General features: G+C 72.2%; 22 protein-coding genes. 7 read left to right on the top strand and 15 right to left on the bottom strand.

The window, feature by feature from the left end; genetic code table 11:
* Position 1: 1 nt before the first annotated feature.
* From IE274_RS19465 to IE274_RS19450, 4 genes are all read right to left on the bottom strand, one after another.
* A complete protein-coding gene (locus IE274_RS19465) occupies positions 2-1,759 on the bottom strand; it encodes an aspartate aminotransferase family protein (RefSeq protein WP_190117107.1) in 1,758 nt (585 codons plus the stop codon).
* A complete protein-coding gene (locus IE274_RS19460) occupies positions 1,731-2,387 on the bottom strand; it encodes a GNAT family N-acetyltransferase (protein WP_190117106.1) in 657 nt (218 codons plus the stop codon). The genes IE274_RS19465 and IE274_RS19460 overlap by 29 nt, the downstream gene beginning before the upstream one ends.
* 43 nt (positions 2,388-2,430) lie before the next feature.
* Positions 2,431-3,384 (bottom strand): fatty acid desaturase family protein, encoded by a 954-nt coding sequence (locus IE274_RS19455; RefSeq protein WP_190117105.1) that lies wholly within the window; start codon positions 3,382-3,384, stop codon positions 2,431-2,433.
* A 259-nt stretch (positions 3,385-3,643) separates the two neighbouring features.
* Positions 3,644-4,975 (bottom strand): condensation domain-containing protein, encoded by a 1,332-nt coding sequence (locus IE274_RS19450; protein WP_268255579.1) that lies wholly within the window; start codon positions 4,973-4,975, stop codon positions 3,644-3,646.
* Between the two features lie 455 nt (positions 4,976-5,430).
* On the opposite strand from IE274_RS19450, the gene IE274_RS19445 reads away from it, so the two are divergent.
* Positions 5,431-6,687, top strand: a complete 1,257-nt coding sequence (locus tag IE274_RS19445; RefSeq protein WP_372447287.1) for an MFS transporter — start codon at positions 5,431-5,433, stop codon at positions 6,685-6,687.
* Positions 6,688-6,710: 23 nt separating this feature from the next.
* Here IE274_RS19445 and IE274_RS19440 read toward each other — a convergent pair whose 3' ends face one another.
* Positions 6,711-7,499, bottom strand: a complete 789-nt coding sequence (locus tag IE274_RS19440) for an SDR family oxidoreductase (RefSeq protein WP_190117103.1) — start codon at positions 7,497-7,499, stop codon at positions 6,711-6,713.
* Positions 7,500-7,840: 341 nt separating this feature from the next.
* Between IE274_RS19440 and IE274_RS19435 the strand changes: the two genes are divergently transcribed.
* The gene (locus IE274_RS19435) at positions 7,841-8,776 is read left to right on the top strand and encodes a helix-turn-helix transcriptional regulator (protein ID WP_190117102.1); all 936 of its coding nucleotides are present in this window, start codon (positions 7,841-7,843) and stop codon (positions 8,774-8,776) included.
* Here the strand turns inward: IE274_RS19435 and IE274_RS19430 are convergent.
* Positions 8,674-10,083, bottom strand: coding sequence for a M20/M25/M40 family metallo-hydrolase (locus IE274_RS19430; protein WP_190117101.1), 1,410 nt, complete (start codon positions 10,081-10,083; stop codon positions 8,674-8,676). The genes IE274_RS19435 and IE274_RS19430 overlap by 103 nt on opposite strands.
* Before the next feature lie 134 nt (positions 10,084-10,217).
* Complete coding sequence (locus IE274_RS19425; protein ID WP_190117100.1) at positions 10,218-11,069, bottom strand: LysR family transcriptional regulator substrate-binding protein; 852 nt, start codon at positions 11,067-11,069, stop codon at positions 10,218-10,220.
* Positions 11,070-11,127: 58 nt separating this feature from the next.
* On the opposite strand from IE274_RS19425, the gene IE274_RS19420 reads away from it, so the two are divergent.
* Entirely contained in the window at positions 11,128-11,514 is a 387-nt protein-coding gene (locus IE274_RS19420; RefSeq protein WP_190117099.1) for a DUF5997 family protein, read from the top strand.
* 84 nt (positions 11,515-11,598) lie between these two features.
* On the opposite strand, the gene IE274_RS19415 is transcribed toward IE274_RS19420, so the two are convergent.
* Together IE274_RS19415 and IE274_RS19410 are read right to left on the bottom strand one after the other, a co-directional pair.
* Positions 11,599-11,970, bottom strand: a complete 372-nt coding sequence (locus tag IE274_RS19415; protein ID WP_190117098.1) for an STAS domain-containing protein — start codon at positions 11,968-11,970, stop codon at positions 11,599-11,601.
* A 250-nt stretch (positions 11,971-12,220) separates the two neighbouring features.
* Positions 12,221-13,939 carry an MFS transporter gene (locus IE274_RS19410; RefSeq protein ID WP_190117097.1) on the bottom strand — a complete coding sequence of 573 codons (1,719 nt, stop codon included), beginning with the start codon at positions 13,937-13,939 and terminating at the stop codon, positions 12,221-12,223.
* A 126-nt stretch (positions 13,940-14,065) separates the two neighbouring features.
* On the opposite strand from IE274_RS19410, the gene IE274_RS19405 reads away from it, so the two are divergent.
* Positions 14,066-14,857: a TetR/AcrR family transcriptional regulator gene (locus IE274_RS19405; protein WP_229909658.1), complete on the top strand. Its 792-nt coding sequence runs from the start codon at positions 14,066-14,068 to the stop codon at positions 14,855-14,857.
* 50 nt (positions 14,858-14,907) lie between these two features.
* Positions 14,908-15,612, top strand: coding sequence for a 3-oxoacyl-ACP reductase FabG (gene fabG / locus IE274_RS19400; RefSeq protein ID WP_190117096.1), 705 nt, complete (start codon positions 14,908-14,910; stop codon positions 15,610-15,612).
* Between the two features lie 95 nt (positions 15,613-15,707).
* On the opposite strand, the gene IE274_RS19395 is transcribed toward fabG, so the two are convergent.
* Positions 15,708-16,028 carry a GNAT family N-acetyltransferase gene (locus tag IE274_RS19395; protein ID WP_229909657.1) on the bottom strand — a complete coding sequence of 107 codons (321 nt, stop codon included), beginning with the start codon at positions 16,026-16,028 and terminating at the stop codon, positions 15,708-15,710.
* A gap of 303 nt (positions 16,029-16,331) precedes the next feature.
* On the opposite strand from IE274_RS19395, the gene IE274_RS19390 reads away from it, so the two are divergent.
* Positions 16,332-16,772 carry a VOC family protein gene (locus tag IE274_RS19390; protein ID WP_190117095.1) on the top strand — a complete coding sequence of 147 codons (441 nt, stop codon included), beginning with the start codon at positions 16,332-16,334 and terminating at the stop codon, positions 16,770-16,772.
* Between the two features lie 23 nt (positions 16,773-16,795).
* Here the strand turns inward: IE274_RS19390 and IE274_RS19385 are convergent, their stop codons facing one another.
* The 5 genes from IE274_RS19385 to IE274_RS39525 form a co-directional block, all read right to left on the bottom strand.
* Positions 16,796-18,043 carry an NAD-dependent epimerase/dehydratase family protein gene (locus IE274_RS19385; protein ID WP_190117094.1) on the bottom strand — a complete coding sequence of 416 codons (1,248 nt, stop codon included), beginning with the start codon at positions 18,041-18,043 and terminating at the stop codon, positions 16,796-16,798.
* Complete coding sequence (locus IE274_RS19380; protein WP_190117093.1) at positions 18,036-18,683, bottom strand: dTDP-4-dehydrorhamnose 3,5-epimerase family protein; 648 nt, start codon at positions 18,681-18,683, stop codon at positions 18,036-18,038. Before IE274_RS19380 ends, IE274_RS19385 begins: the two co-directional genes overlap by 8 nt.
* Positions 18,684-18,739: 56 nt before the next feature.
* The gene (locus tag IE274_RS19375) at positions 18,740-20,104 is read right to left on the bottom strand and encodes an NDP-hexose 2,3-dehydratase family protein (RefSeq protein ID WP_190117092.1); all 1,365 of its coding nucleotides are present in this window, start codon (positions 20,102-20,104) and stop codon (positions 18,740-18,742) included.
* 97 nt (positions 20,105-20,201) lie between these two features.
* Positions 20,202-21,311: a DegT/DnrJ/EryC1/StrS family aminotransferase gene (locus tag IE274_RS19370; RefSeq protein ID WP_190117091.1), complete on the bottom strand. Its 1,110-nt coding sequence runs from the start codon at positions 21,309-21,311 to the stop codon at positions 20,202-20,204.
* A gap of 40 nt (positions 21,312-21,351) precedes the next feature.
* A complete protein-coding gene (locus IE274_RS39525; RefSeq protein ID WP_229909656.1) occupies positions 21,352-22,119 on the bottom strand; it encodes an LmbU family transcriptional regulator in 768 nt (255 codons plus the stop codon).
* 754 nt (positions 22,120-22,873) lie between these two features.
* Between IE274_RS39525 and IE274_RS19360 the strand changes: the two genes are divergently transcribed.
* Positions 22,874-23,137 carry an acyl carrier protein gene (locus IE274_RS19360; protein ID WP_198898037.1) on the top strand — a complete coding sequence of 88 codons (264 nt, stop codon included), beginning with the start codon at positions 22,874-22,876 and terminating at the stop codon, positions 23,135-23,137.
* Positions 23,138-23,153: the final 16 nt, after the last annotated feature.

Below are 23,153 nucleotides of genomic sequence, written 5' to 3'. Positions count from 1 at the left end.
CTCACGTGTCGGCCGACTTCCTTCCTGGGGTGCCGGGTCGCGCCGCGCCTTGTGCGTGCGCCTGTGCGTCGAGTTCCGCTGCGAGCGCGCTGATCAGCTCGTCCAGCCGCGTCCCCGCGAGGAAGCCGATCCGGCCGCCGAGCATGTCCTCGTACGCTCCGCTGTCGGTGTCCCAGGTGACGTGGACGTCGAGACGGCTGCCGCCGTCGTCGGCGCCGACGGTCACCCGGCGTTCGAGGGTGCGCCACAGCCAGTCCGGCTCGGCGCTCAACAGCACGCCGTCGGCGCGCAGTTCGCTGCGGTCGGCCCAGACCACGGCGTCGTCCCCGAGCCGCCCGGCGAACTCCGCGACCGGGCCCTCGCCCGCCCGCAGGCCGGTGTCGGCGGCGAACGGGTCGAGCAGGCGCGGGCGGGTGCGCAGCAGGTCCAGGACGCGCTCGGGCGGGTGCGGCAGGCGTGCGGTCCGGGTCACCGGGGACAGCTCGACCGTCTGCGGGCCGTCGTCCGCCGCAGCGGTGCTCCGGTGGACGTCGGCCTCCGCCAGGATCCCTTCGAGCACGGAGAGGCCGTGGTCCAGGTCGTCCTCGGAGATCACCATCGGCGGCTGCACGCGCAGCACGTTCGGGTGGTACAGGGAGTACGTGGACGTCACGCCCTCTTCGAGCAGCCGCCCCAGGACGAGTCCCGCCGTGGCGCCGTCGATGAACTCCAGGCCGTGCATCATGCCGAGGCCGCGGTGCTCGGTGACGATGCCGGAATGACGCTCGGCGGCGGCCGTCAGGCGCTCGTCGATGGTGCGGGCCCGCTCCTTGACGCCGGTCAGGAACGCCTCGTCGGAGGCGATGGCGATCGACTCCAGGCCGACCCGGCACGACAGCGGGTTGCCGCCGAGGCTGGACCCGAAGGTCGAGGGCAGGACCCGCAGGACCTCCCACACCCGCTCGGTGCCGAGCACGGCCGACAGCGGAAGCAGGCCCCCGCCGAACGCCTTGCCCACGCACACCAGGTCCGGGGTGACGCCGAACTGCTCGTACGCGAAGAAGGTGCCGCAGCGGCCGAACGCCGTCTGCATCTCGTCCAGAACGAGCAGCGCCCCGGCCTCCGTGCACAGCCTGCGCACCTCCTGGAGGTAGCCGGGCGGCGGCACGATCACTCCGGCCTCCGCCTGGACCGGTTCGAGGAGCACGGCGGCGACGGTGTCGTCGAGCGCCGCGGCCAGCTCGTCCAGGTCGCCGAAGCCGACCTGCCGGAAGTGCGGCATGAACGGGCCGAGCAGCTCCCGGTGTTCGGGGCGGTCGGAGGCGCTGAGCGTGGCGAAGGTCTTGCCGTGGAAGCAGCCGCGGGCGCTGATGACTCCGGGGCGGCCGGTCGCGGCGCGGGCCAGCTTGAGGGCGTTGTCGATGGTCTCGCCGCCGCCGTTGGCCAGGTACGAGTAGGGCAGCAGCTGTCCGGTGGCCTCCGCGAGGCGCTCGGAGAGCCGGATCTGCACCTCCTCGAACATGATCTTCGTGCTGTTCAGGACGCCGGTGTCGAGCTGGTCGCGGACGGCGGCGACGATGCGCGGGTGGGAGTAGCCGAAGGACTGGTTGCCGTACTGGTCGAAGAGGGCGAGATAGGGCGTGCCCTCGTCGTCGTCCAGGACCCGGCTGCCCGCGCCCTTTCCCTGGACTCCGCAGCCCATGACGAACGCCATTTTCGCGTAGGCCGGGTGGTTGTGGGCCGCTTTGGTCTCAGCCAGCCGCTGGCGCCGTGTCCGCATCCGTCACCTCCGTGCGCGCATAGGTGTCGTAGTCGCCGAAGAAGTACTGGAGCAGTCGACTCTTCTTCCCTTCGGGTGTGCGCGCCCTGCTCACCGCTTCGGTGACGTCGAGGGCCGCGACGAGGCTGAGGGGCGAGCCCTTGAACCGGGTGTCCTCGTAGGGCTCGTGCAGGGCGAAGAAGCCGATTTCCTTGTAGAAGCTCCGCAGCCCTTCGGAGTCGTCCACGAAGAAGTCCCCGAGGATGTGCGTCATGTCGTGTTTCCGGGCGCTGTGGATCACGGCTTCGCGCATCAGCGCCATGCCGATCTCGCGGTGGCGCATCGACGGCAGCGTCATCAAGTGCCCGAATTCCACGAGCCTGTTGCCCGCGCGCAGCGCCGTGATGTCGACGGTGTCGTCGCACGGCAGTCCGGCCGCCGAGTCGGGCACCACCTTCACGGTGCCCGCGGCCGCGCCGTCGACGTATCCGACGATGTATTCGGCGTGGGCGTCGAACCGGTCGAAGGTCGCGGCGGTGTCGGCCGCGTCCGCGAGGCGGCCCTGGTCCGCGACGTAGACAGCGTCACGAAGCCGCAGCACGTCGGCCGCTTCGGCCTCGGTGCGCGCCAGCTTGAAGGTCACGTTCACCTGACTCTCCTCTCACCCGCGTCGGGATGGCTCAGCCGGTGGCTCACTTGCGGAGCAGCTTTCCGAAGTACTCGACATAGCCGCGGTTGAAATAGCGAATGCGGTCCTTCACTTCCCCGTGCAGATCCGGCAGTCGCTCCAGCGGAAGATTCGGCATCAGGTGGTGCTCGACGTGATAGTTGTTGCCGTTCGTGAACCACGTCAGGATGCGATTGGAGCGGATCGTCCTGGTATTGGCGAACGGGTCGCGGTTCAGGACCTCGCAGCCGAAATGCTCGGGGAGTTCGATGAAGGCGTGTACGGGACCCGCAACGAGCACCAGCGGGATCAGCCATACCCAGAGAACGACCGCCGAACCCAGCGCCCAGGAAAGGCCCAAGAGCGCGAGGAGAGCCCCGAGGGCGAGGAAGTGGTCCCGTCGTATCCGGCGCGATACGCGTACGCTCTCACCCTCGAAATCCCGGCCGCGCAGCGACCGCCCGAGATTCGCCACGAACAGCGCGTAGTGATGGACCATCGTGAAACGCACGGTCCAGTCCAGGAAGGTGCCGAACTTCGAGCGTTCCCTGGATCCGTACTGATCGCCGTAGTCGAAGAACTCGCGGTTCTCCGGCGTGCCGAGATCGCGATGGTGGCGCATGTGCGCGGCCTTGTACGCGGCGAAGGAAATGAGCATCGGCAGTCCGAGAATGATGCCGGTGACCGCGTTCGCCTTGCGACTGCGGTACGCGAGATTGTGCAGCGTCTCGTGCTGGAGTTCCGCGGCGTGCGCGAGCATGCAGCCGATGAGGACGACTCCGGCGATCCGGCACCAGAGGACCGGCTGCAGCACCACCACCATGCCGAGCACGGTGAGTGCCACGCAGAGGGCGAATTTGAGCGAGAACACCCAGCCCCGGGGCTCGGTGCGCAGGTGTTTCAGTGACGCTCTGAGTGCGGTGGCCTCCTGGGGATTCCGCGTGGCCGGGTCGACGGCGTCACCCGCTGTCAGATCCATCGTTGTTCCCTCGATTTCCCTGTAGCTTTCCCGGTGGCTTTGCGTCACCGCGCGCGGTTCACGGCATGACGGCGCGACTGACCGTCGTGCTCCAACCGGACGGGGCCAGTTCGATATCGGGGCGTGGTGGACGTGCGCTGCCCAAAGATGTCCGCCCGTGCGATCGGGCGTGGTACGGCGCGGCATCGCGGCGGCACCCGACGGGCTGTGTGCCGCGCTTGCGTGCCGCTGGGTCGCCGCTCGGTTCAGGGTGCGGCGGTCAGCCGGCCGCCTCGGGCGCCGGTGCGGTGGAAAGGCCGCACACGGGGGTCTTCGGGTCGGCCTTCTCGATCGCGTCGAGCAGGGACAGGAGTCCCGCCATGTGCGTGTCCGTTTCCCGCGGGCTGAAGAGTTCGGGGTGGGCGTCGAGAATGACTTCCGTCGTCCCGTCGGCCGCGGTCTGGAAGAAGTACACGGTCATGTCGATCGTGATCGGAATCGACATCGTGCGCATCGTCGCGGCGGCTCCCGCGAAATCCAGTTTGTAGTCGAACTTCATCACATTGACCATGGGGCCCCACAGCCGTGCCCCGCCGCCTTGTTCGGCGACTTCCCGGGAGATCTCGGCGGTGGGATAGCGGGAGTGCAGGAGGACCTGGCGCACCTCCCTCGACACCCGGCGCGCGAACTCGCCGAACGGCAGGCCCGTGTCGACGTCGAGGCGCAGCGGCAGGATGTTCATCGTCATGCCGGGGACGTTGCGCACCTGTGGGCTCAGCCGGCCGCCGGTGGGCAGGCCGAGCTGGAGCTCGCGGGCGCCGGTGCCCAGGCCCACGTACGCGGCGACGGTGCTCACCGCCAGGTCCGACCAGGTCACGCCGAGTCTGCCGGCCGCGCCTTCCAGGCGGGCGACGCGGTCCGGGGTGAGTTCGGTGGTGCGGCGGCGGCCGACGGCGAGCCCGGCACTGCGGCCGGAGAGGCTGACCGGTGCGGGGCGGTCGGCCATCTTGTCCAGCCAGTGGGCGCGGTCCCGCGTGCGGCTCTTCCCCTCGCGGTAGGCGGCCTCGGCGTCCGTGAGGCGCGCGAAGGCGGGGAACGCTCCCTCGTCGGCGGGGAGCCGTCGCGCGAGTGCCGTGTACACGGCAGCGGTGCGATTGAAGATGAGCGCGAGGCTGTATCCGTCGACGACGGCGTGATGCACGCGCCGGTACAGGATGAAGTGGTCGTCGGCGATTTTCAGAAGCGCCGCACGGCACAACATCAGCGGGTCGACGGGCCCTTGGACATCCGTTTCCATCCACTTCTTCGCCGCCGCCCCGGGGTCGGCCCCGGTGCTCACGTCGATGAAGTCCAGCGGAGCGGGATCGGGCCGCAGGAATTGGCGGTATCCGCCCTCGGAATCCTTTGCCGGGACAATACCGAGACGCAATGCCTCGGCCTCGCGCTCGACCTGCTCATGCGCCAGCACCATCAGTTCCGGGGCAATGCGCCCACGGATGTCGAGATAGTCGCAAATACAGTAGACAGGGTTGGCAAGGTCTTCAGCTTGAGCCATCCATGTGCGCAACTGCGTAGCCAGCAGTGGTAGTTCTGTTCTCTCGCGATTAAGCAACGTTCACCCTCCTCAAGAGGACACTTGCTTAAATCGACGCCACATCGCACAGACGTCACGGACACCATGTATCGGTCGCGCGTACTCATTGGTGGGGAACAGTTTCGAAGTCCGGGAAGTGGTGGGGGGATTGGTGGGGGCCCAGGACAACGAACGGTAGCCTACCCGTCACTTGATCGAACGTCCATACCCAATCGGAGGCATGTGCCAATGTCACTGAATGCAATGGCCACCGGCTCTGTTACCGAAGCCGTAATCACGCAAAGCGACGAGTATTGGACTCGGCCAACTCGACGTATATCGGCCACACCTTGACGACCAGGGTTTACGCTGGCCTGCGGCTACCTTCACGATCATCAGGGCGACCGCGCAAACTCTCCTTTGCCTACAGCCCGTTGAAGTAAGAACCAGCAGTTCCGGAACTCTCGTGTACGCACTGTGAACGTGGAGGATGGATGGCGACGGACCGAACAGCTGCCCCGCCCGGCACCGGCTGGGCCGGGAACAGACGCGGCGTGGCCGTGGTGGCCGCTCTCATGCTGGGTGCGTTCGCCTTCAACACGACCGAGAACCTGCCCATCGGCGTCCTGAAGCTGATGTCGGACGACATGAACGTCTCGCTGGCGGCCGTCGGACTCCTGGTGTCCGGGTACGGCCTGACCGTCGCCGTCGTCTCGGTGCCGATCGCCCAGCTCACCCGGGCCGTGCCGCGCCGCCTGGTGCTGTGCCTGCTGCTCGCCGGGCTCTTCGTGGCGAGCGTGGTGGCGGCGGTGGTCTCCTCGTACTGGGTGCTGCTGGCCTGCCGGTTGGTGACGGCGGTGGCGCAGGCGCTGTTCTGGGCGGTGATGGGGCCGGTCGCGGTCGGCCTCTTCCCGCCGCACGTACGCGGCCGGGTCATCGGCGCGCTGTCCGTGGGCGGTTCGGCGGCGCTCGTCCTCGGTGTGCCGGGCGGCACCTGGCTCGGCCAGCACAGCAGTTGGCAGGTGCCGTTCCTGGTGGTGGGCGCGCTCGCCATCCCGCCGCTCGTCCTCATCGCCACGGCCCTGCCGTCCACGCCTCCGGAGGAGAGCCACGCGGTGCGCGGCGTCGCCCCCGACACCCGCCGCTTCGCCGTCGTCCTCGCCGTGACCGGCCTGACGGTCACGGGTGTCTTCGCGGGCTACACGTACATCTCCAAGTTCCTCGTGGACGAGAGCGGGTTCACCGAGTCCACGGTCAGCACGCTGCTGCTCGTCCTCGGTGTCACCGGCATCATCGGGGTGGCGGTCTACGGCCGTCTCCTGGACCGCTTCCCGCGCGCCACGCTCACCCTGCCGGTGTGCACGCAGGCGGTAGGGCTGCTCGGCCTGTACGCGGCCGGCGGCTCGAAGCCCGTCGCCGTGATCATGATGGTGCTCCTCGGCGCCTCGCTCGGTCCGGTCTTCATGGCCACCCAGAGCCAGGTCATGCACTTCGCACCCGGCCGCACGGAGACCGCCATCGCGGCGAACGGCGCCGCGTACAACACCGGAGTGGCCGCCGGGGCCCTCGCCGGCGGCCTGCTCCTGCCGGTCCTCGGCGTACGCGGCACGTTCCTGGTGGGCGGCCTGATGACCGTGGCGGCCCTGGCACTGCTCCTGGAGGAACAGTTCGTGTCCGTGGGGCGCACGAAGGCGTGGTCGGACGCACCGCGAACGGCTCCCGCGGACGAGGACGTCTACTCCGAGCGCTGACCGCACGGGGCCCCGTCCGGCGGTCAGACCTCGCGTGTGGGCAGCACGGAGAGGTGCGGCAGGTTCACATGGCGGGGGCGGCCGACGGCGAAGGCGATCAACTCGGCGACGTCGGTCCCGGAGGGGATGCCCTCGATGGACCCCACGGCCTCCTGGACGGCGGCACTGATCGCGGGGTCGTCGATGTGGTCGCGCAGCTCGGTGTCGACGGTGCCCGGTTCGATGTTCGTGACGCGTACGTCGGCGGGGTTGAGCCGGGCGCGCAGGTTGCGGGAGAGATGGCTGAACGCGGCCTTGGTCGCGGCGTATCCGGCGAAGCCGGGCAGGACGCTCTGGGCGGCGGCGGAGGAGATGTTGACCAGGTCCGCGTGGCCCCGTTCGGCCGCGGCCGCGAGCAGGTCGGGGACGAACGCCTCGACGACGGCGAAGGCCCCGGTGACGTTCACGTCGATCATGCGCTGCCAGTTGCCGGCGGACCCGTCGAGCTGGTCGGGCAGGGCGAGCCCCGCGTTGTTGACGAGGAGGTCGACGCGGCCGAACCGGGAGCGGACGTCGGCGGCGGCCGCCGCCAGGGACGCGGGGTCGGTCACGTCCGTCGGCAGGGCGAGCGCGCTGCCGCCCGCCTCCTCGATCCGTGCCACGTGTCCGGCCAGGCGCTCGCCGCGCCGCGCGAGCAGGGCGACCCGCGCGCCCTGGGCGGCGAGCACCCGCGCGGTGGCCTCACCGATGCCACTGGAGGCACCGGTCACGACGGCGACCCGGCCGGTGAGGGGGCGGGCGAGAGACGTCGTCTGGGCGGTGGTGAGGGTCATGGTGGTCTCCTGGTGTACGAGTGGCCTCGGTGGCCGCGGGAACGACTCTGCGGGAGATCCACGCGCCCACCCAGGGCCCCGCTCGACCCTGGGTCCGGCAGAACCACCCTGGCGGCGGCACGCGCGGCACCACGGCACCCGCGGCACTGCCGACACCAGCGGCTCCAGCGGCTCCAGCACGGCAGCTCGGGCAGCTCGGGCAGCTCGGGCAGCTCGGGCAGCTCGGGCTGCTCGGGCTGCTCGGGCAGCACCGGATGGCACCGACCCGGACCCGGCAGCCCCCCTTGCCTCAGGCAGCCCCCTCCCTCCGGCGGAACCACCCCGTGCCGGACAATCACCCCATGGACTTCCGCACCGAACTCGCCGCCTTCCTCCGCTCCCGCCGCGCCCGGCTGCGCCCGGAGGACGCCGGGGCGCGGCCGTTCGGCGGGCGGCGGCGCGTGCCGGGGCTGCGCCGCGAGGAGCTTGCGGAGCTGGCCGGGGTCAGCGTCGACTACTACATACGGCTCGAACAGGGCCGGACCCACAACGTCTCCGACGCCGTCCTGGACGCCGTCGCCCGGGCCCTGCGGCTCGACGACGCCGAGCGCGCGCACCTGGGCCACCTCACCCGCGCCCTGCGCCACCCGGCCTCCACACCGCCCGCCCCGCAGCCGGTCAGGGCGGGCGTCAAGGTGCTGCTCGGGGCGCTGGACGGCGTGCCCGCGTACGTCGTCGGCCGCCGCCTGGACATCCTCGGCTCCAACGGCCCGGCCCGCGCCCTGTTCACCGACTTCGACGCGCTGCCCGCCGAGCGCCGGAACGTGGCGTGGCTGCACTTCCTCGACGCGGGCGTGCGCGGGCTGTATCCGGACGCGGAGGCCTGGCAGGAGACCGCGCGCGACACCGTCGCCGCGCTGCGCATGGACCTGGGCCGCCATCCGTGCGACGACCGCCTCTGCGACCTGCTCGGCGAACTCTCCGTACGCAGCGAGGAGTTCCGCGCGCTCTGGGCCGAGCAGCTCGTGCGCGAGCACGCGTACGGCGTGGAACGGCTGCGCCACCCGGTGGCCGGTGACCTGACCCTGCGCCGCGAGACGCTGCGGCTGCCCGACGCGCCCGACCAGGCCCTGGTCACGTACGCGGCCGACGAGGGCACGCCGTCCCGCGCGGCGCTCGCCCTGCTGACGGTGGCTCAGCGTTGCGGAGAGGGGAACGCCACGGGGCTGCGCAGGCCGGAGCGGCTGACCGCGCGCACGCCGAAGAAGACGTTGTCCTTGGACAGTTCCACGGTGTGACGGGTGACGTCACCGACGTCGATCACATGGGTCCAGTCGGACGCGGTCGTCTCGCGCCAGACGACCTCGTACCCCGCCAGGTCCTTCTCCGCGCCCCGCTCCCACACGAGTTCGGTGTCATTGGTCAGCGCGGCCGTGAGGATCTTCGCGCCGCGCGGGGTGCCCGGGGCCTGGGCGAGGCTCCACAGGGCGGCTCCGTTGACGCGGGCCACGCGCGCGACGTACGGGAAGTCGCAGAACTCCGGCAGGTCCCCGTACTGCTTGCCGTCCTCCACGCGGACGTCCTGGTGCTGGTGGGCGAAGTTCTCGGCGGGCTCGGTGAACCGGGCCGCCGGGTAGGCGCGTTCGAGGAAGGGGATGTGGTCGCCGCCGCGCAGATAGCGGTCGCGGCGGTGGACGACGCGGACCTTCATGCCGGTCGCGTCGTTGTCGGCGACGTCCCTGACGAAGCGGGCGAGTTGGCGCGACGGCGAGTCGTTCTCACCGCCCACCGAGCGCCGCACGGCGGCCTCCTCGGGCGTCTCGGACGAGGGCACGCCCTCCGCGAAGAGGCGGATCGTACGGGGGTCGCGGGTGCCGTCGTCGGCGGTGGGGCTGCCGACGATGTCGTTGGTGAACATGCCCTGGACGTCGGCCTTCTGAAGCTTGTACTGCTCCGCCATGTGCGCCGCGCCGAACAGGCCCTGCTCCTCACCGGCGACGGCGGCGAACACGACGGTCGCGCCGAGCCGTCGGCGGGCCATGACCCGGGCCAGCTCCATGACGACCGCGACCCCGGAGGCGTCGTCGTCGGCGCCGGGCGCGTCGCTGGTGAAGTCCATGACGTCGCTCGCCCGCGAGTCGTAGTGCCCCGACACGACGTACAGCCGGTCCGGGGACGCCGAACCGCGCAGCGTGGCCACGACGTTGGTGATCCGCGTCGGCTCCGGGATGCGCGGGCCCGGCTCCTGGACGTACGACTGGAGCTCCACGGTCATCCGGCCGCCCGACCCGCGGGCGTACCGGCGCATCTCGGCGAGGATCCAGTCGCGGGCGGCGCCGATGCCGCGTGCGGGGTCGTGCTGCGCGGAGAGCGTGTGCCGGGTGCCGAACGCGGCGAGCCGGCGCACGGTCGCCTCGATGCGCCGGTGGTCGATCTCCCGCAGGAGTGCCCGCAGTTCGCGTGACGGCTCCTGCGCGGTGGCGCCCGGGCCGACGCCGTCGCGGGCCGCCGCGGGGCCCGCCTGAAGGCCTACGGCTCCGGCCGTGGTGGCGGCCGCGGCCACCGCGAGAACACTGCGCCGGGAGGTACCCGTCTGCTCCGCCATGCGGCCATAGTCATGGACACCACAACGGGCCGCAAGGGGGCGTGGTGGCGCGTGGGACGACCTGGGTCGGCCACGGCGGGCGGACCCGACGGGCTCCCCGCCCGACGCGTCGCCCGACAGCCTTCCGCGGACGGCTACGAGCGGCGGCGGGGCTTCCCTCGCTTGGCGCCCTGGGCGCCGCCCGTGCCGCGTCGCGCGTTCTTGCCCGCGGTGGCCTTGCCGCCGCCGGGCTTGCCCCCTGCCGCCTTGCGGGCCGAGCCCTTGCCCGCCGCCGACGCGCCGGACGTCTTCTTGCCCCCGGCATTTCCGGTCCCGCCCTTGCGGCGCGCGCCGTCCTTCTCCGCGCTCTGGGCCTTCGCCTGCGCCTCCGGGGCGCGGCGGCCGCGGGTGCTGTTGACGGTCCGGCCGCGGATGATGCCGATGAACTCCTCCACCAGGTCGGTGGTGGCGTCCTCCGGCCAGGACAGGACGACGCTCGACTGGGGCGCGTCGGTGACCGGCCGGTACGTGAGGTCCTTGCGGTGGTGCAGGCGCGCGAGCGACTGCGGCACGACGAGGACGCCGATGCCCGCCGCCACCAGTTCGATCGCGTCGGCCGTGGTGGCGGGGCGCTCGAGGGCGGGGCGGCCGGGCAGGCCCTCCCAGTCGAGGGTGTCGTCCTCGGGGTGCAGCACGATCTCGTCGGCCAGATCCTCGGCGGTCACCTCTTCGGCGGCCGTCACCACGTGGTCCTTGGGGACGACGACCACGCTCGTCTCCGTGTAGAGGGGGATGGCGCTGAGGACCGTCCGGTCGACCGGAAGACGCACGAGCCCGGCGTCGGCGGCGCCGTCCCGCAGCGTGCCGTCCGCGTCGGCGGGAGCCACGGGTACGAGGGTCAAGGGGACGTCGGGCAGCCGCTCGTTCCAGACACGCACCCACTTTGCGGGTGTCACCCCCGGGACATAGGCGAGCCGGAACGAAGGGGTTACTTCCGAGCCTGTCACCCCGCCAGGCTACCCGGCGTGGTCAGCGGTCGCTCAGGCGCTCGATACCCTGGTGACCATGACGTCGCACCAGACCACCCAGACGATGAAGCCCGCGACCGCGGCGAAGAAGCTGGGTGTGTACCTCGAGGCCACCCCCGCCGAGTTCCAGGAGGGCGTGATCTCGCGGGCCGAGCTCAACGCACTGCAGGCCGACCCGCCCCAGTGGCTGCAGGACCTGCGCCGCACGGGCCCGCACCCGCGGCCGGTGGTCGCGGCCAAGCTCGGCGTGTCCATCTCGGGCCTCGCCCGCGGCGGCGTCACCGAGGCGCTCACCACGGAGCAGATCGACGCCCTGAAGACGGAGGACCCGGAGTGGCTGCGCCGCGAGCGCGCCACGCAGGCCGACGTCCGCAAGGAAGCGGCGCGCCTGAAGGACAAGCAGCGCGAGAGCGGCGAGGGCTGAGCGGCGGGCTCGGGCGAGCGCCGGGCAGGCCGGGATCGAGCCGCAGGCCCGGCCGGGGCCGCCCCGGGGGAATCGGGCGCGGCGTCAGACGGGTGAACCTTTCGCGCCCGCGATGAGCGCGCTCTCCAGATCCCCGGTGATCTCGAACGTGTCCGCCAATCCGGCCAGCCGGAGGATCTTCCGGAAGAACGGTTTGTCGACGACCAGGGTCACCCCCGCCTGACGCTGCTGTGCCCCGTCCCGAGCGCGGCACAGCAGCGTCAGCCCCCCGCAGTCGAGGAACGACACCGCCCGCAGGTCAAGGACGAGGTCACGGGAGGACTCCCGTGCCAGTCGCGTGAGCGGGGCGGCGAGAACCTCGTCCGCGAGGATGTCCAGTTCGCCCCAGAACGCGACGACCAGCCGCTCCTGCCGCAGGTCGGCACTGAAGCCGAACTCGGCGTGGTCCTCGAGCATCGTTCCCCCTCGTGGCACCGTGAGTGCACCGTGAGTGCGGCTCCGGGGTGAGTCTGTGCGATCCACCGGCGGGGTCTGAGCGATGAGCTGTCGCCACCGGGGACAGGGGTGGCACGTTCTTGCCCTTGGCATACCCGACGGGCGGAGAATAATGCAACTGCCCTGCATTAAACAAGAGTTGGCCAATTCCCGCCGACGCGTGCCGGAGCCCCGCCAGGCGCTCGGCAGCGGGGGCGCGGGGGCGCCGAAGTCAGTCGCGTCCACCCCGGCCGACCGCCATGGCCAGGCATTTCGCGCCGGTCCACAGGGCGTGCCCGACCAGGACGAACACCCAGATCTTGCCGCCGTCCGCCGGTACCCGGGCGAAGCCGGATTCCTGACCCGCGCCATGGAGCAGCACGTCCACGGTGTCCTGGGTGACCAGATCGCGCAGCCACGAGAGCCCCAGGAGCATCAGGAGCACCTGCGCGACGGTGAACACGGCCGCGTGCCGCGCGAGTTCGCGCACCAGTTGCTCGCGGCTCTTCGGCGGCTCCTCCTTCGCGGGCGCGCTCTTCTCGGCGGGCGTGCTCGACGTGGCGGGGGCGCTCTTCCGGGGCGGCGCCTTCGGCTCCGGTGCCGATGGAAGGTCGGGCTCGGGCTCGGCTTCACGCTCGGGTCCGGGCGGCGGCGGTGGCACGTCGGCGACGCCCAGGCTCCGTACCGCGCGGGGCACGACGACCGCTCCGGCCAGGATCAGCGCGGCCGCGCTGAGGCAGGCGACGGTCCAGTCGGCGCCGTCGTACAGCATGCCCGCGGTGAGAGCGCCGATCAGCGCGCCGAGCAGGTTGGCGGACTCGTACACGCCCATCCCCCGGCCCGTGTGCTCGCCGGACGCCTCGGCGATCACGGCCTGCTGGATGGGGATGACCGCGGCCCAGGCGAGCCCGCTGAGGATCCACAGCGCGGCGATGACGACGGGGTGGGGCGCCCAGGCGAGACCGGCCGCGAAGGCGGCGCTGGCGAACGAGGCGCACATCAGGATGCGGGTGCGGCCGAACCGGACCACGTACCCGTGGAGGCGCTCGGCGGCGACGCTCATGGCGATCGCGCCGGGCAGGAAGACGTACGCGACCTGAACGACCTCCAGGTCGAACTCGCGCTGGAGGTGCATCAGGAGCAGCAGCGAGATCGCGGCCTCGGCCGCCATGGTGACGACCACGGCGAGCAGCATGGGGCGCAGCCTGCGCCCGACGGCACCGAGCCCGGCGATGGCCGAGCCCGCCGCGCCCTTTGATCCGGCCGCACCCTGAACATCCTCCGGCCCGGCCGCGCCCTGGGCCCCGGCCGGCCCGGTCACGCCCCGAGCGCCGCCCGCTCCCCCATCCGGCACGGTCGCCGGGACCCGCCTCCGGGGCGCGGACAACAACAGCGCGGCGGCGAGCAGACAGGCCCCCGCACACACCCAGAAGACCCCGTCGAAGCCGATCTCGCCGATCAGCACCATGCCCGCGATGAAGGCCACCCAGGAGCCGGTCTCCTGGGAGGCGAGGAGCCGCGGGAAGACGGCGGAGTCCTCCGCGAGGCGTTCGCTGATGATGGCGCGCACGGCGACCCACAGGAGGGCGCCACCCACTCCGCCGACCGCTGCCGCGGCGTAGGCGAAGGCCGCGTTCTGCGCGAGGGCGTACCCGGCGGCGGAGGCCGCGTACAGGACCGCGCCCGTCGCGGCGACGTAGCGGCGCTCGACGAGGTCGCAGAGCACACCGGCGATCGGCCGGGCGATCACGGAGAGGGCCATCTCGACGGCCATCAGGATGCCGACCTCGGTGGCGCTCAGGCCGAGGGCCGCGCCCGCCCAGAGCGGCAGGATGAAGTCGAAGAGCTCGTTCGGGCCGTTGGTGAACGCGGCGGCGTGCAGCGTCCGCTCCTCGCGCCGCCGGGGCGACCGCGGGCTCTTCGTGGGTGCCGCGGGAATGTCTCCGATCATGAATCCGCCCTAACCCCGGCCAACACCGAGCACTGTTCGGTTAACTCCGAACGGTATACTGAGTTTCGTGGTGATCGCAAAGAGTGCGCCGCTCGCGAACGCGTACGAGCCGGAGGGTGCCCCACGGTGACGGATCCGCTGACCGCCTCGACGCCGCTGGAGCGTGCGCTCGCGCTGCTCTGGGGCCGCGACACGCGTGGCTCCCGCGGACCGGCGCGCGGGCTGACCCTGGACCGGATCGTCGAGGCCGCGATCGAGGTGGCCGAGCGGGAGGGTCCCGCCGCCATGTCGTTGCGCCGGGTCGCCGCGCGGCTGGACGTCGGCGTCGCCTCGCTGTACACGTACGTTCCGGGGCGGGCCGAGCTGGAGGCCCTGATGCTCGACGCCGTGGCGATCGGCCGGACCCTGCCGCACGAGCTGCCCGGCGACTGGCGCGCCAAGCTGACGGCCCTCGCGCACGACGACTGGCGGGAGATCCGGCGCCACCCCTGGGTCCTGGAGCTGGGCGCGGCCGAGCAGGTGCCGGGCCCGAACATGCTGCGCTGGCTCGACTCCGCGCTGCGGATCTTCGACGGCACGGGGCTCAGCGAGACGGAGAAGCTGTCGGCGATCGAGACGGTGGACGCGTATGTGCGGGGGCTCGGGCGGTTGCGGGGGCCCGAACCCCGGCGCGCCGACATCGCGTCCGGTACAGGATCCGAGGCCGACCACGACCACGACCCCGGCGCCGAGGCCGGCTCCGAGGACACGCGGGAGCGCGACCAAGCCCTCGGGCGGCTGGTCGACTTCGACCGGTACCCGGCGCTGCGCCGGGCGCTGGCGGCGGGCGGCACGCCGTACTCCGGGACTCCGTTCGAGTTCGGCCTGGAGCGACTCCTGGACGGGATCGAGCAGTTGGTGCTCCGCCGCTCGCCGTAGGCCGCGGCGGGGCGGTCAGGGCAAGTCCGCGCGAGACGGGGGAGGAAGCGATGACGCGTTCGGTTCTGGTGACGGGCGGGAACCGGGGGATCGGGCTCGCGGTGGCCCGGCGGCTGGCCGGGGACGGCGACCGGGTGGCCGTCACGTTCCGGTCGGGCCCGCCGCCCGCGGGGCTGTTCGGGGTGCGGTGCGACGTGACGGACCCGGGGCAGGTGGACCGCGCGTTCAAGGAGGTCGAGGCGGAGCAGGGCGCGGTGGAGGTGCTCGTCGCGAACGCGGGCATCACGCGTGACCGCCTGCTCGCGGTGATGGCCGAGGACGACTTCGCCGCCGTGCTCGACACCAACCTCGGCGGCGCCTACCGCGTCGCCAAGCGCGCCGTGCGCCCCATGATGAGCGCGCGCCGGGGCCGCGTCGTCCTCATCTCGTCGGTCTCCGCGCTGCTCGGCACGGCGGGCCAGGCGAACTACGCCGCCTCCAAGGCGGGCCTCATCGGCTTCGGCCGCTCCCTCGCCCGCGAGCTGGCGCCGCGGAACATCACGGTGAACGTCGTCGCGGCCGGTCTCATCGACACGGACATGACGGCGTCCCTGCCCGAGGCCCGGCTCGCCGCCATGACGGAGGCCGTGCCACTGGGCCGCGTGGGCACGCCGGCGGAGGTGGCGACGGTGGTCGCGTTCCTCGCGGGGCCGGACGCCGGGTACATCACGGGGGCTGTGGTGCCGGTGGACGGGGGGCTGGGGATGGGGCACTGAGGGGGCGGCGCCCGGGCGCGCGCCGCGCACCACTCCGTACGACGTCCGGGTCCGCCTGGGCGGATACCACCGGCAGCTGGTGGTGACCGGCCCGGTCACGCGATGGGCGAAGCGACGCCCCGCGCGGCGACGGCCTCCTCGTCCTCGAAGTCGCCGGTGGGCGCGCAGCCGAGCTCGGCGCAGAGGCGCGCGGCGGGCGCGTTCTCCGGGTGGTACGAGAGCTGGATCTCCCGGCAGGAAGGGAAGGCGGCGAGGCGCCGGATCACGGCTCGGATCGCGAGCGCGTTCCACGCCCCGCCGCGCAGGGAGGGCAGCAGGCACGGGGCGCCGAGGGCGGCGACGAACCGGCCGTGGTCGTCCGCGGGCGCCCCATCGGCGCCAGCACGCCCGTTCTCGTCCGTGATCTCGTCGAGCACCAGGCGTCGACCCTGGCGGTCGGTGACGCCCGCAGTTCCCCCTCGTGACGGCCGGACCCGTGCCCGGTCCGCGTGTTGATCAAGGGGAGCGTCTGCGCCCGCCTGCGCTTACGGTGGCTGCGGGCCCTCTTCGACCAGGTCCTGCGGGACCCGGCGTGGGGGACGACGGTTCCGAGGAAGCGTCACGGTGGCGGAAGTTCTTTCGGAGTTTCGCGTCCGCGGATGTCGAGAACGTGCGACCGGCTCCGTCCCAGGGGCAGCAGCGGCCACCACCGGCCGCACGAGGATGAAGGAGAAACCAGCATGGCGATTCAGCGGATGGACAACGTCGGCATCGTCGTCGAGGACCTGGACGCCGCCGTCGCGTTCTTCGTGGAACTCGGGATGGAGCTGGAGGGCAGGACGCAGGTCGAGGGCCTCGTCGCCGACCAGTGCACCGGACTCGACGGCGTCCGCTGCGACATCGCGATGGTCCGGACCCCGGACGGCCACAGCCGCCTCGAACTGGCGAAGTACCGCAGCCCCGCGGCGATCAGCGACGGGCCGCGCAACCGGCCGCACAACATCCTGGGCACCCACCGCGTCATGTTCGCCGTCGACGACCTCAAGGACACCCTCGCCCGCCTGCGCCCGCACGGCGCCGAACTCCTCGGCGAGATCGCCCGGTTCGAGGACAGCTATCTGCTCTGCTACGTCCGCGGCCCGGAAGGCGTCATCGTCGGCCTGGCCGAGCAACTGGGCTGAGTGTTCGCTGCGAACCCAGCCCGTCACCTCGGGGAATCGATCGTCCAATCCGGCCTGCCCGCCTTGCCGCTCGCGGCCACCTCGCCCGCCCCTCCCGACTGGTCCGCCCCGCCCGCTGCGTCCGGCACGCCCACCCCGCCGACCCGCGCCAACGCGCCCACCGTCCGCGCCAGCCCCGCCCGCAGCGGCACCCTCGGTTCCCAGCCGGTGGCCCGGTGGAAGGCGGCGGCGTCGACCGTGAAGCTGTGGAAGTCGACCGGGGTCGCGTGGTCCGGGGGCTCGACGGTGACGACGGGGACCGGGGGCCGGCCGGTCGCGTCGGCGGTGAGGCGGGCAACGGTGCGGAAGAGGTCGCCGAGTGTGGTCATGCGGCCGGTGCCCACCACCCAGTGGCGCCCGGCGAGTTCGCCGACGCGGTCGAGTCCGGTGACGAGGGCGCGGGCCGCGTCATCGACGTGCAGCAGGTCCCGGCCGATGGTGCCGTCGCGCCACACCGTCAGCGGCTCGTCGGCCAGGGCGCGCCGGGCCATGGCGGTCACCACGCCGCCGTCGGCCGCGGTCGGCGTGCGGCTCTCGCCGTAGACGGTCGGCAGTCTCAGCGACACCGCGTGCAGTACGCCCTCGCGGGTGGCGTCGAGGAGCGCCCGTTCGGCGAGGGACTTGTGGCGGTCGTAGCCGCTGGCCGGACGGTCCTCCTCGGTGCCGTCGACGCGGTCCCGGTCGGTCAGGCCCACCTGGCTGGCCGACCCGGCGAAGACACACGCAGGCCGCCGCGCTCCGGGAGCCGCGCGCAGGAGGTCGACGAGCGCGTGCACCATGCCGACGTTGACCCACTCCCCCAGCGGATCGTCGTCGGTACGCCAGGCTCGCGCGCCGGACCGGTGGCACACCAGGTGCACGATCGCGTCGACGTCGCCGACGGCGGCGGCCAGGCTCGCGGTGTCGGTGAGATCGGCGGCCCGCACCTCGACGTCGGCCACCGCATCGGGCGGGACCGCGCTGGGGCGGCGCGCCACCAGACGCAGGCGCAGGTGCCGCCGGGCGAGCATCGCGGCGACGGCGGAGCCGAGGAAGCCGGAGGCGCCGAGCACGACGACGCGGGGCGGGGCGGCGCCGACGGGCGGGGGGTCGGGGGCGGGCCCCCCGGAGGTGCCGGTGCCGCCTGAGGTGCCCGTGTCGCCGGAGGTGCCGAGTCCTCCGGAGCTGCCGAGCCCGCCGCAGGTGCCGGTGCCCGTGACTCCGGACCCGCCCCCCGGCCCCGCCTCACCCATGACGCTCCCCCTCACGCGCGCCCGCCCCCGCAAGCGCCGCCTCCCGCAGGCGGGCGTCGAGGCGCAGACACGTCTCGTACTCCGGCAGCAGACCCGCCCGTTCGGCCGCGGCCAGCGTCGGCGCGCTCCGGTCGCGAGGGGACAGGAGGCGCGGCAGGTCCTCGCGCAGGGGGAGCGCCAGGGCGGGGTCGGCCACCGACACCGCCTTCTCGTCGTCGGCCGCGTACCCGCCGGACAGCAGGTACTCCATCACCGTGTCGTCCTCCAGGGCCTGGAAGGCGTGACCGACGCCGACCGGCAGGTGCACCGCACGGAACGTCTCCGCGTCCAGGACCAGGCAGTCCCAGCGGCCGAACGTCGGGGAGCCGAGGCGCAGGTCGACGACCAGGTCGAGCGCGCTGCCGCGGGCGCAGTGGACGTAGGTGGCCATGCCGGGCGGCGTACGGGTGAAGTGGACGCCGCGGACGACCCCGCGCCGGGACCGGCTGTGCCCGGTCTGCGCCACCGGGAACAGCGGGCCGCCGACGGCACGGGTGTACGCGGGCCGCTGGTAGGGGGCGACGAACAGGCCCCGTTCGTCGGGGAAGACGGTGGGAGTGAACGCGTACGCGCCGCGTACGCCCAACTCGCTTGTCCGCACGGCAACTTTCCCTTCCACAGGGTTCGCGAGGTTCCACGGGGGTGAGGCGCGATGGTTCACGGCAGGGACGCCAGGCAGGCCAGGAGGCTGCGCGCCTGGACGTTGACATGGTGGCCGCGCGCGGCCAGGGCCTGGAGTTGACGCACCGTCAACCAACGGTAGTCGGCGGGTGGTGGGGAATCCGAGGAGGCGAGGGTGTCGTCTGCCTCGATGATCCGGTAGCGCGTCGCCGCCCGGTAGAAGCGGCCGCCCTCCTCGGACAGCTCCGCGTCGAACCGTACGCGTGCCGGGTCGGCGGTCAGCGCCACGCCGTCGAACGGACCGGCCTCCTCCGGCAGGGCGGGCCCGGTGTCGTCGGACCACTGGACGGTGGGGCCGAGTTCGACCAGGTCGGCGAGGCCCGGCTCGGTCCGTGCCCGGACCAGGACCCGGCGCACTCCGGCGGTGCCGCGGCACAGGAACACCGCGAGGCCGGGGCGGCGGGGCGCGAGCAGCGGCTGGGCCCACTGCCGTACCTCGCGGGTGCCCGCCTCCACCCGGACCGCGATGATGCGGAACGACCGCCCCGCGTCGTCGGCGATCTCCGTCTCGGTACGCGTCCAGCCTGCGACGTCCCCGAGCGGCACCGGACGGGCGTACCAGGGGCAGTGCTGTTTGGCGTCGATGAGCCAGCTGGTGAGTGCGCGGAGGCGGGGCGGGTCGGCGGCCGCCGCCGGCTGCGTGGACGTGGTGGGCGCGGGCTCGGGGTGCAGACAGCCCAGTACGGACCGCGTGTCCATGTTGACCAGATGGTCCACGCCCAGCAGCCGCCGCACCGTCCGCAGCGCGATCCAGCGGAAGTCGGGGTGCTCGGCGACCTCCCCGACCGGCTCGACGACCATGTTCCGGTTGTGTTTGCGCCAGAACCACGCGCCCTGTTCGGACTGGAGGGAGTCGACGAGGACTCGCCCGCGGCCGGGGCCCGTGAAGTGTTCCAGGTGACGGGTCGCGCCGCCCCGGTGCACGCGGGTGTAGTTGCTGCGGGTCGCCTGGACGGTGGGCGAGAGCTGGATGCCGTCGATGTTGCCCGGCTCGGCCTTGGCCTGGAGCAGCACGTGCGGTTCGCCGTCCAGGTGCTTGAGGAGCAGGCCGAGGACGCCGATCTCCGGTTGCACGATCACCGGCTGGTCGCGCCCGGAGGTGCCCGGCCCTCCGGGGTCCCCGGGGTCTCCGGGACCGCGCACCCGCATGCCGGAGACCGTGAAGAAGCGGCCGCTGTCGTGGACCAGGTCGCCGTCCCGCGTGCAGGACCAGTGCGGCAGTTCGCGGAAGGGGACGGGGGTGACGGACAGCCGGGCCGCGCTGCGGCGCTCGGCCCACCAGGCGGCGAACGCGGCGTCCGGGGCGGCGGTCGCGGACTCCGGGGCCACCTCCTGGTCCACCGCAGGGTCCGCCGCCGCGGCGGCCGGAGCGTCTTGACGTGATGTGACGATGACGGCACCTCCCACGGATGGCCGTTGGTCCGAGCCCGCTGCGGCACTAGAGACCCGCGAGCACCTCGCGCAGCGCCTCCACGACCAGGTCCTGCTCGGACTTGGTCAGCGTCGGGTACATGGGCAGCGAGAAGATCTCGTCGGCGGCCCGTTCGGTGACGGGCAGGTCGCCCCGGCGGTGGCCGAGGTGGGCGAAGCCCTTCATCGTGTGCACGGGCCAGCGGTAGCTGACGTTGAGCGTGATGTCGCGCGCGGCCAGCTCGGCGAGGATCCGGTCGCGCTGGGGGTGGCGGACGACGTACAGGTAGTACACGTGGTCGTTGCCGTCGGCCAGGGCGGGCAGCACGAGGCCGGTGCCGGCGAGGCCTTCCGCGTACCGGGCGGCGATCGCGCGGCGGGCGGACAGGTAGTCGTCGAGGCGGGTCAGCTTGCGGCGCAGGATCTCGGCGTGCACCTCGTCGAGGCGGCTGTTGTGGCCGGGGGTCGCCTCTACGTAGTAACGGTCCTCCATGCCGTAGTAACGCAGTCTGCGCAGCGCGGCGTCGACGGCCGCCGTCGAGGTGATGACGGCTCCGGCGTCGCCGTACGCGCCGAGGACCTTGGTCGGGTAGAAGGAGAACGCGGCGGCGTCCCCGGTGGTTCCCGCGAGCCGGCCGCGTTGGCGCGCGCCGTGGGCCTGGGCGCAGTCCTCCAGGACGGCGAGCCCGTGCGCGGACGCGTGCCCGGTCAGCGCCGTCAGGTCGACACACTGGCCGTAGAGGTGCACCGGCAGCAGGCACCTGGTGCGTTCGGTGATCACGTCCGGGATGCGGTCCACGTCCATGAGGTACGTCTCGGGGTGCACGTCGACGAACACGGGTTTCGCGCCCACGGCGTCGATGGCGATCACGGTGGGCGCCGCCGTGTTGGCGACGGTGATCACCTCGTCGCCACGGCCGACCCCGAGCGCGCGCAGCCCCAGTACGAGGGCGTTGGTGCCGTTGTCGACCCCGGCGCAGTGCGGCACGCCGTGGTAGTCGGCGAACGCCCGCTCGAAGGCCCCGACGCGCTGACCGAGGATCAGCTGTCCGGAGCGGAAGACGGTGTCGACGGCGTCGAGGATGTCGGCGCGCTCGGCGTCGTACTCCGCAAGGTAGTTCCAGACCTTGATGCCCATGGTCACTGGTCCTCGGTTCGCTCGGGGTCGGCTGGTCGCGCTACGGCTGCGGCGCCGCGGGCTCCAGCGGCCCGCACCGCGCGTGGGCGGCACCGCACTCCTCCAGCGCGCGCCCGGCGAGGACCGGGTGGTGCGGGAGGTCGGCGGTACAGCTCTCGGTGGCGGGGCGCACCGTCGCGGGCGCGCAGCGGTCGAGTACGGAGACGATCCACTCGGCGAGGGCCTGGCCCTGGTTGGCCGCGGCCTTCTGCCAGCGGATGCGCCGCTCTGTTGTGATCTTGAAGCGGATGGCCGCCTGCGTGTCGCCGGACCCGGAAGCGGTCCCGGACCCGAGCTCGGGACCCGGCCGTGCCGCCTCCCCCACCGGTCTGCGTTCGGGTGCGCGCAGGCTCTCCCTGATGTGGCGGCGCAGTTCGTTGCGGGACCAGCCGTGCCGTTCGGCCTGTTCCAGCCAGTGGTCCTGGGCCCGCTCGTCCAGGCCCGCCACCTCGGCGTGGTGCTGGAAGCTGAGCCGTCCGCGCCGCCGCGCCACGCCGAACCGGCCCGCGACCCAGGCGTAGTTGCGCAGCGTCTGGTAGCTCAGGGAGGTGTCGGCGAGGGCGATCTTGTAGCGGTCGGGGTAGTGGGCCTGGCCGTAGATGAGCCAGTCCCCCAGCCACCAGCTCGACGAGTCGGCGATGACGGCGATGTGCGCGCCGAGGCTCCGCCAGCGGTCCAGCGGGAGGTCGACCGGCAGGTCGAGCGAGGTGCGCCGGGCCACCACGGACGCGTTCACATGGAGCTGCGATCCGAATTTCCGTTCCTGCACGTTCGGCGGATTATGGTCTCTCGAAAGACCTCCTGCAATAGTTCTGGGAATCGGGTTGGAAATCTGGTTGGGAATCGCTGTCGGAATCGAGTGCGGTAGCGGCCTCACGCCGGGAGGTATTCCCCCGTGCCTCTTGCTTGGCAAGACATCCTCCGTGTGAGCGTGCTGTACTCTCACCTGCCCCGAGTCGTCCCGAGACTCCGGCAGTCTGCGGCAGGTCACGGCGCGGTGTCCAGGGGAATGAATGGCCGGTTGTTCCGGATGGGCCGACGGCGAACCCGGACCGGGACATGCGGTTGATCGCCTTCCGGCACGGTCTGATTCCCCGCGGTTTCGGCGCGTCGCCGTGTCATGCGGAGGCTCCGAGCGCGCCTGCGCTTTTCGCAACGCGGGTGGTCGGCCGGGAGGCGGGGACCGCGCGCCGGCTGGCCGTTCCGGATGTGCGCGACCGGGTGTCGCGGGCCGGGTTCCGGGGCGGTGGGCAGGGTCGGGTCCGGGACGCGGCACGGCGTCCCGCCGGCGGGACGGTCGGCGGCGGGACCGGCGCGGACGGGTACCGATGCCGCCGCCAAGCCCCCGGGACATCCGCGTACTTACCGGCGCACGCCCCCGGACCACAAGTGGACAACAACCTGCCGATATTCCGTCCGCGACACTTCTGACCGGGCACGACAGACCGTTTCTCGGCATTTCTCAATGGGATCCGGACAGTCATGCATTGACCGTGCGCGCTTCGATGAAATAGGAGATAGCCATGGACGCACTCATGAACCAGAGCGCCGCACTTCGTTTTGTCGCCGAGGCGGTGGAAGAAGTAGCCGGAATTCCGACCGAAGAGGTGGAGCCCGGTAAGTCCTTGGTGGACGATCTCGGGATCGATTCCCTCTCCATGGTGGAGATCGCTTTCACGCTCCAGCGGCAGGCGGGCGATGAGATACCCGACGAGGAGCTGGCCACGATCACCACGGTGCAGGATCTCGTGGACCTGGTACGGGAACGGGTTGAACACAGTCAGTGACGACACGAGGTGACCT

The organism is Streptomyces flavofungini (assembly GCF_014650815.1).
Taxonomy (GTDB): domain Bacteria; phylum Actinomycetota; class Actinomycetes; order Streptomycetales; family Streptomycetaceae; genus Streptomyces; species Streptomyces flavofungini.
Note: the sequence above shows the minus strand (reverse complement) of the source record. Positions and strands in the feature narration are given on the sequence as shown.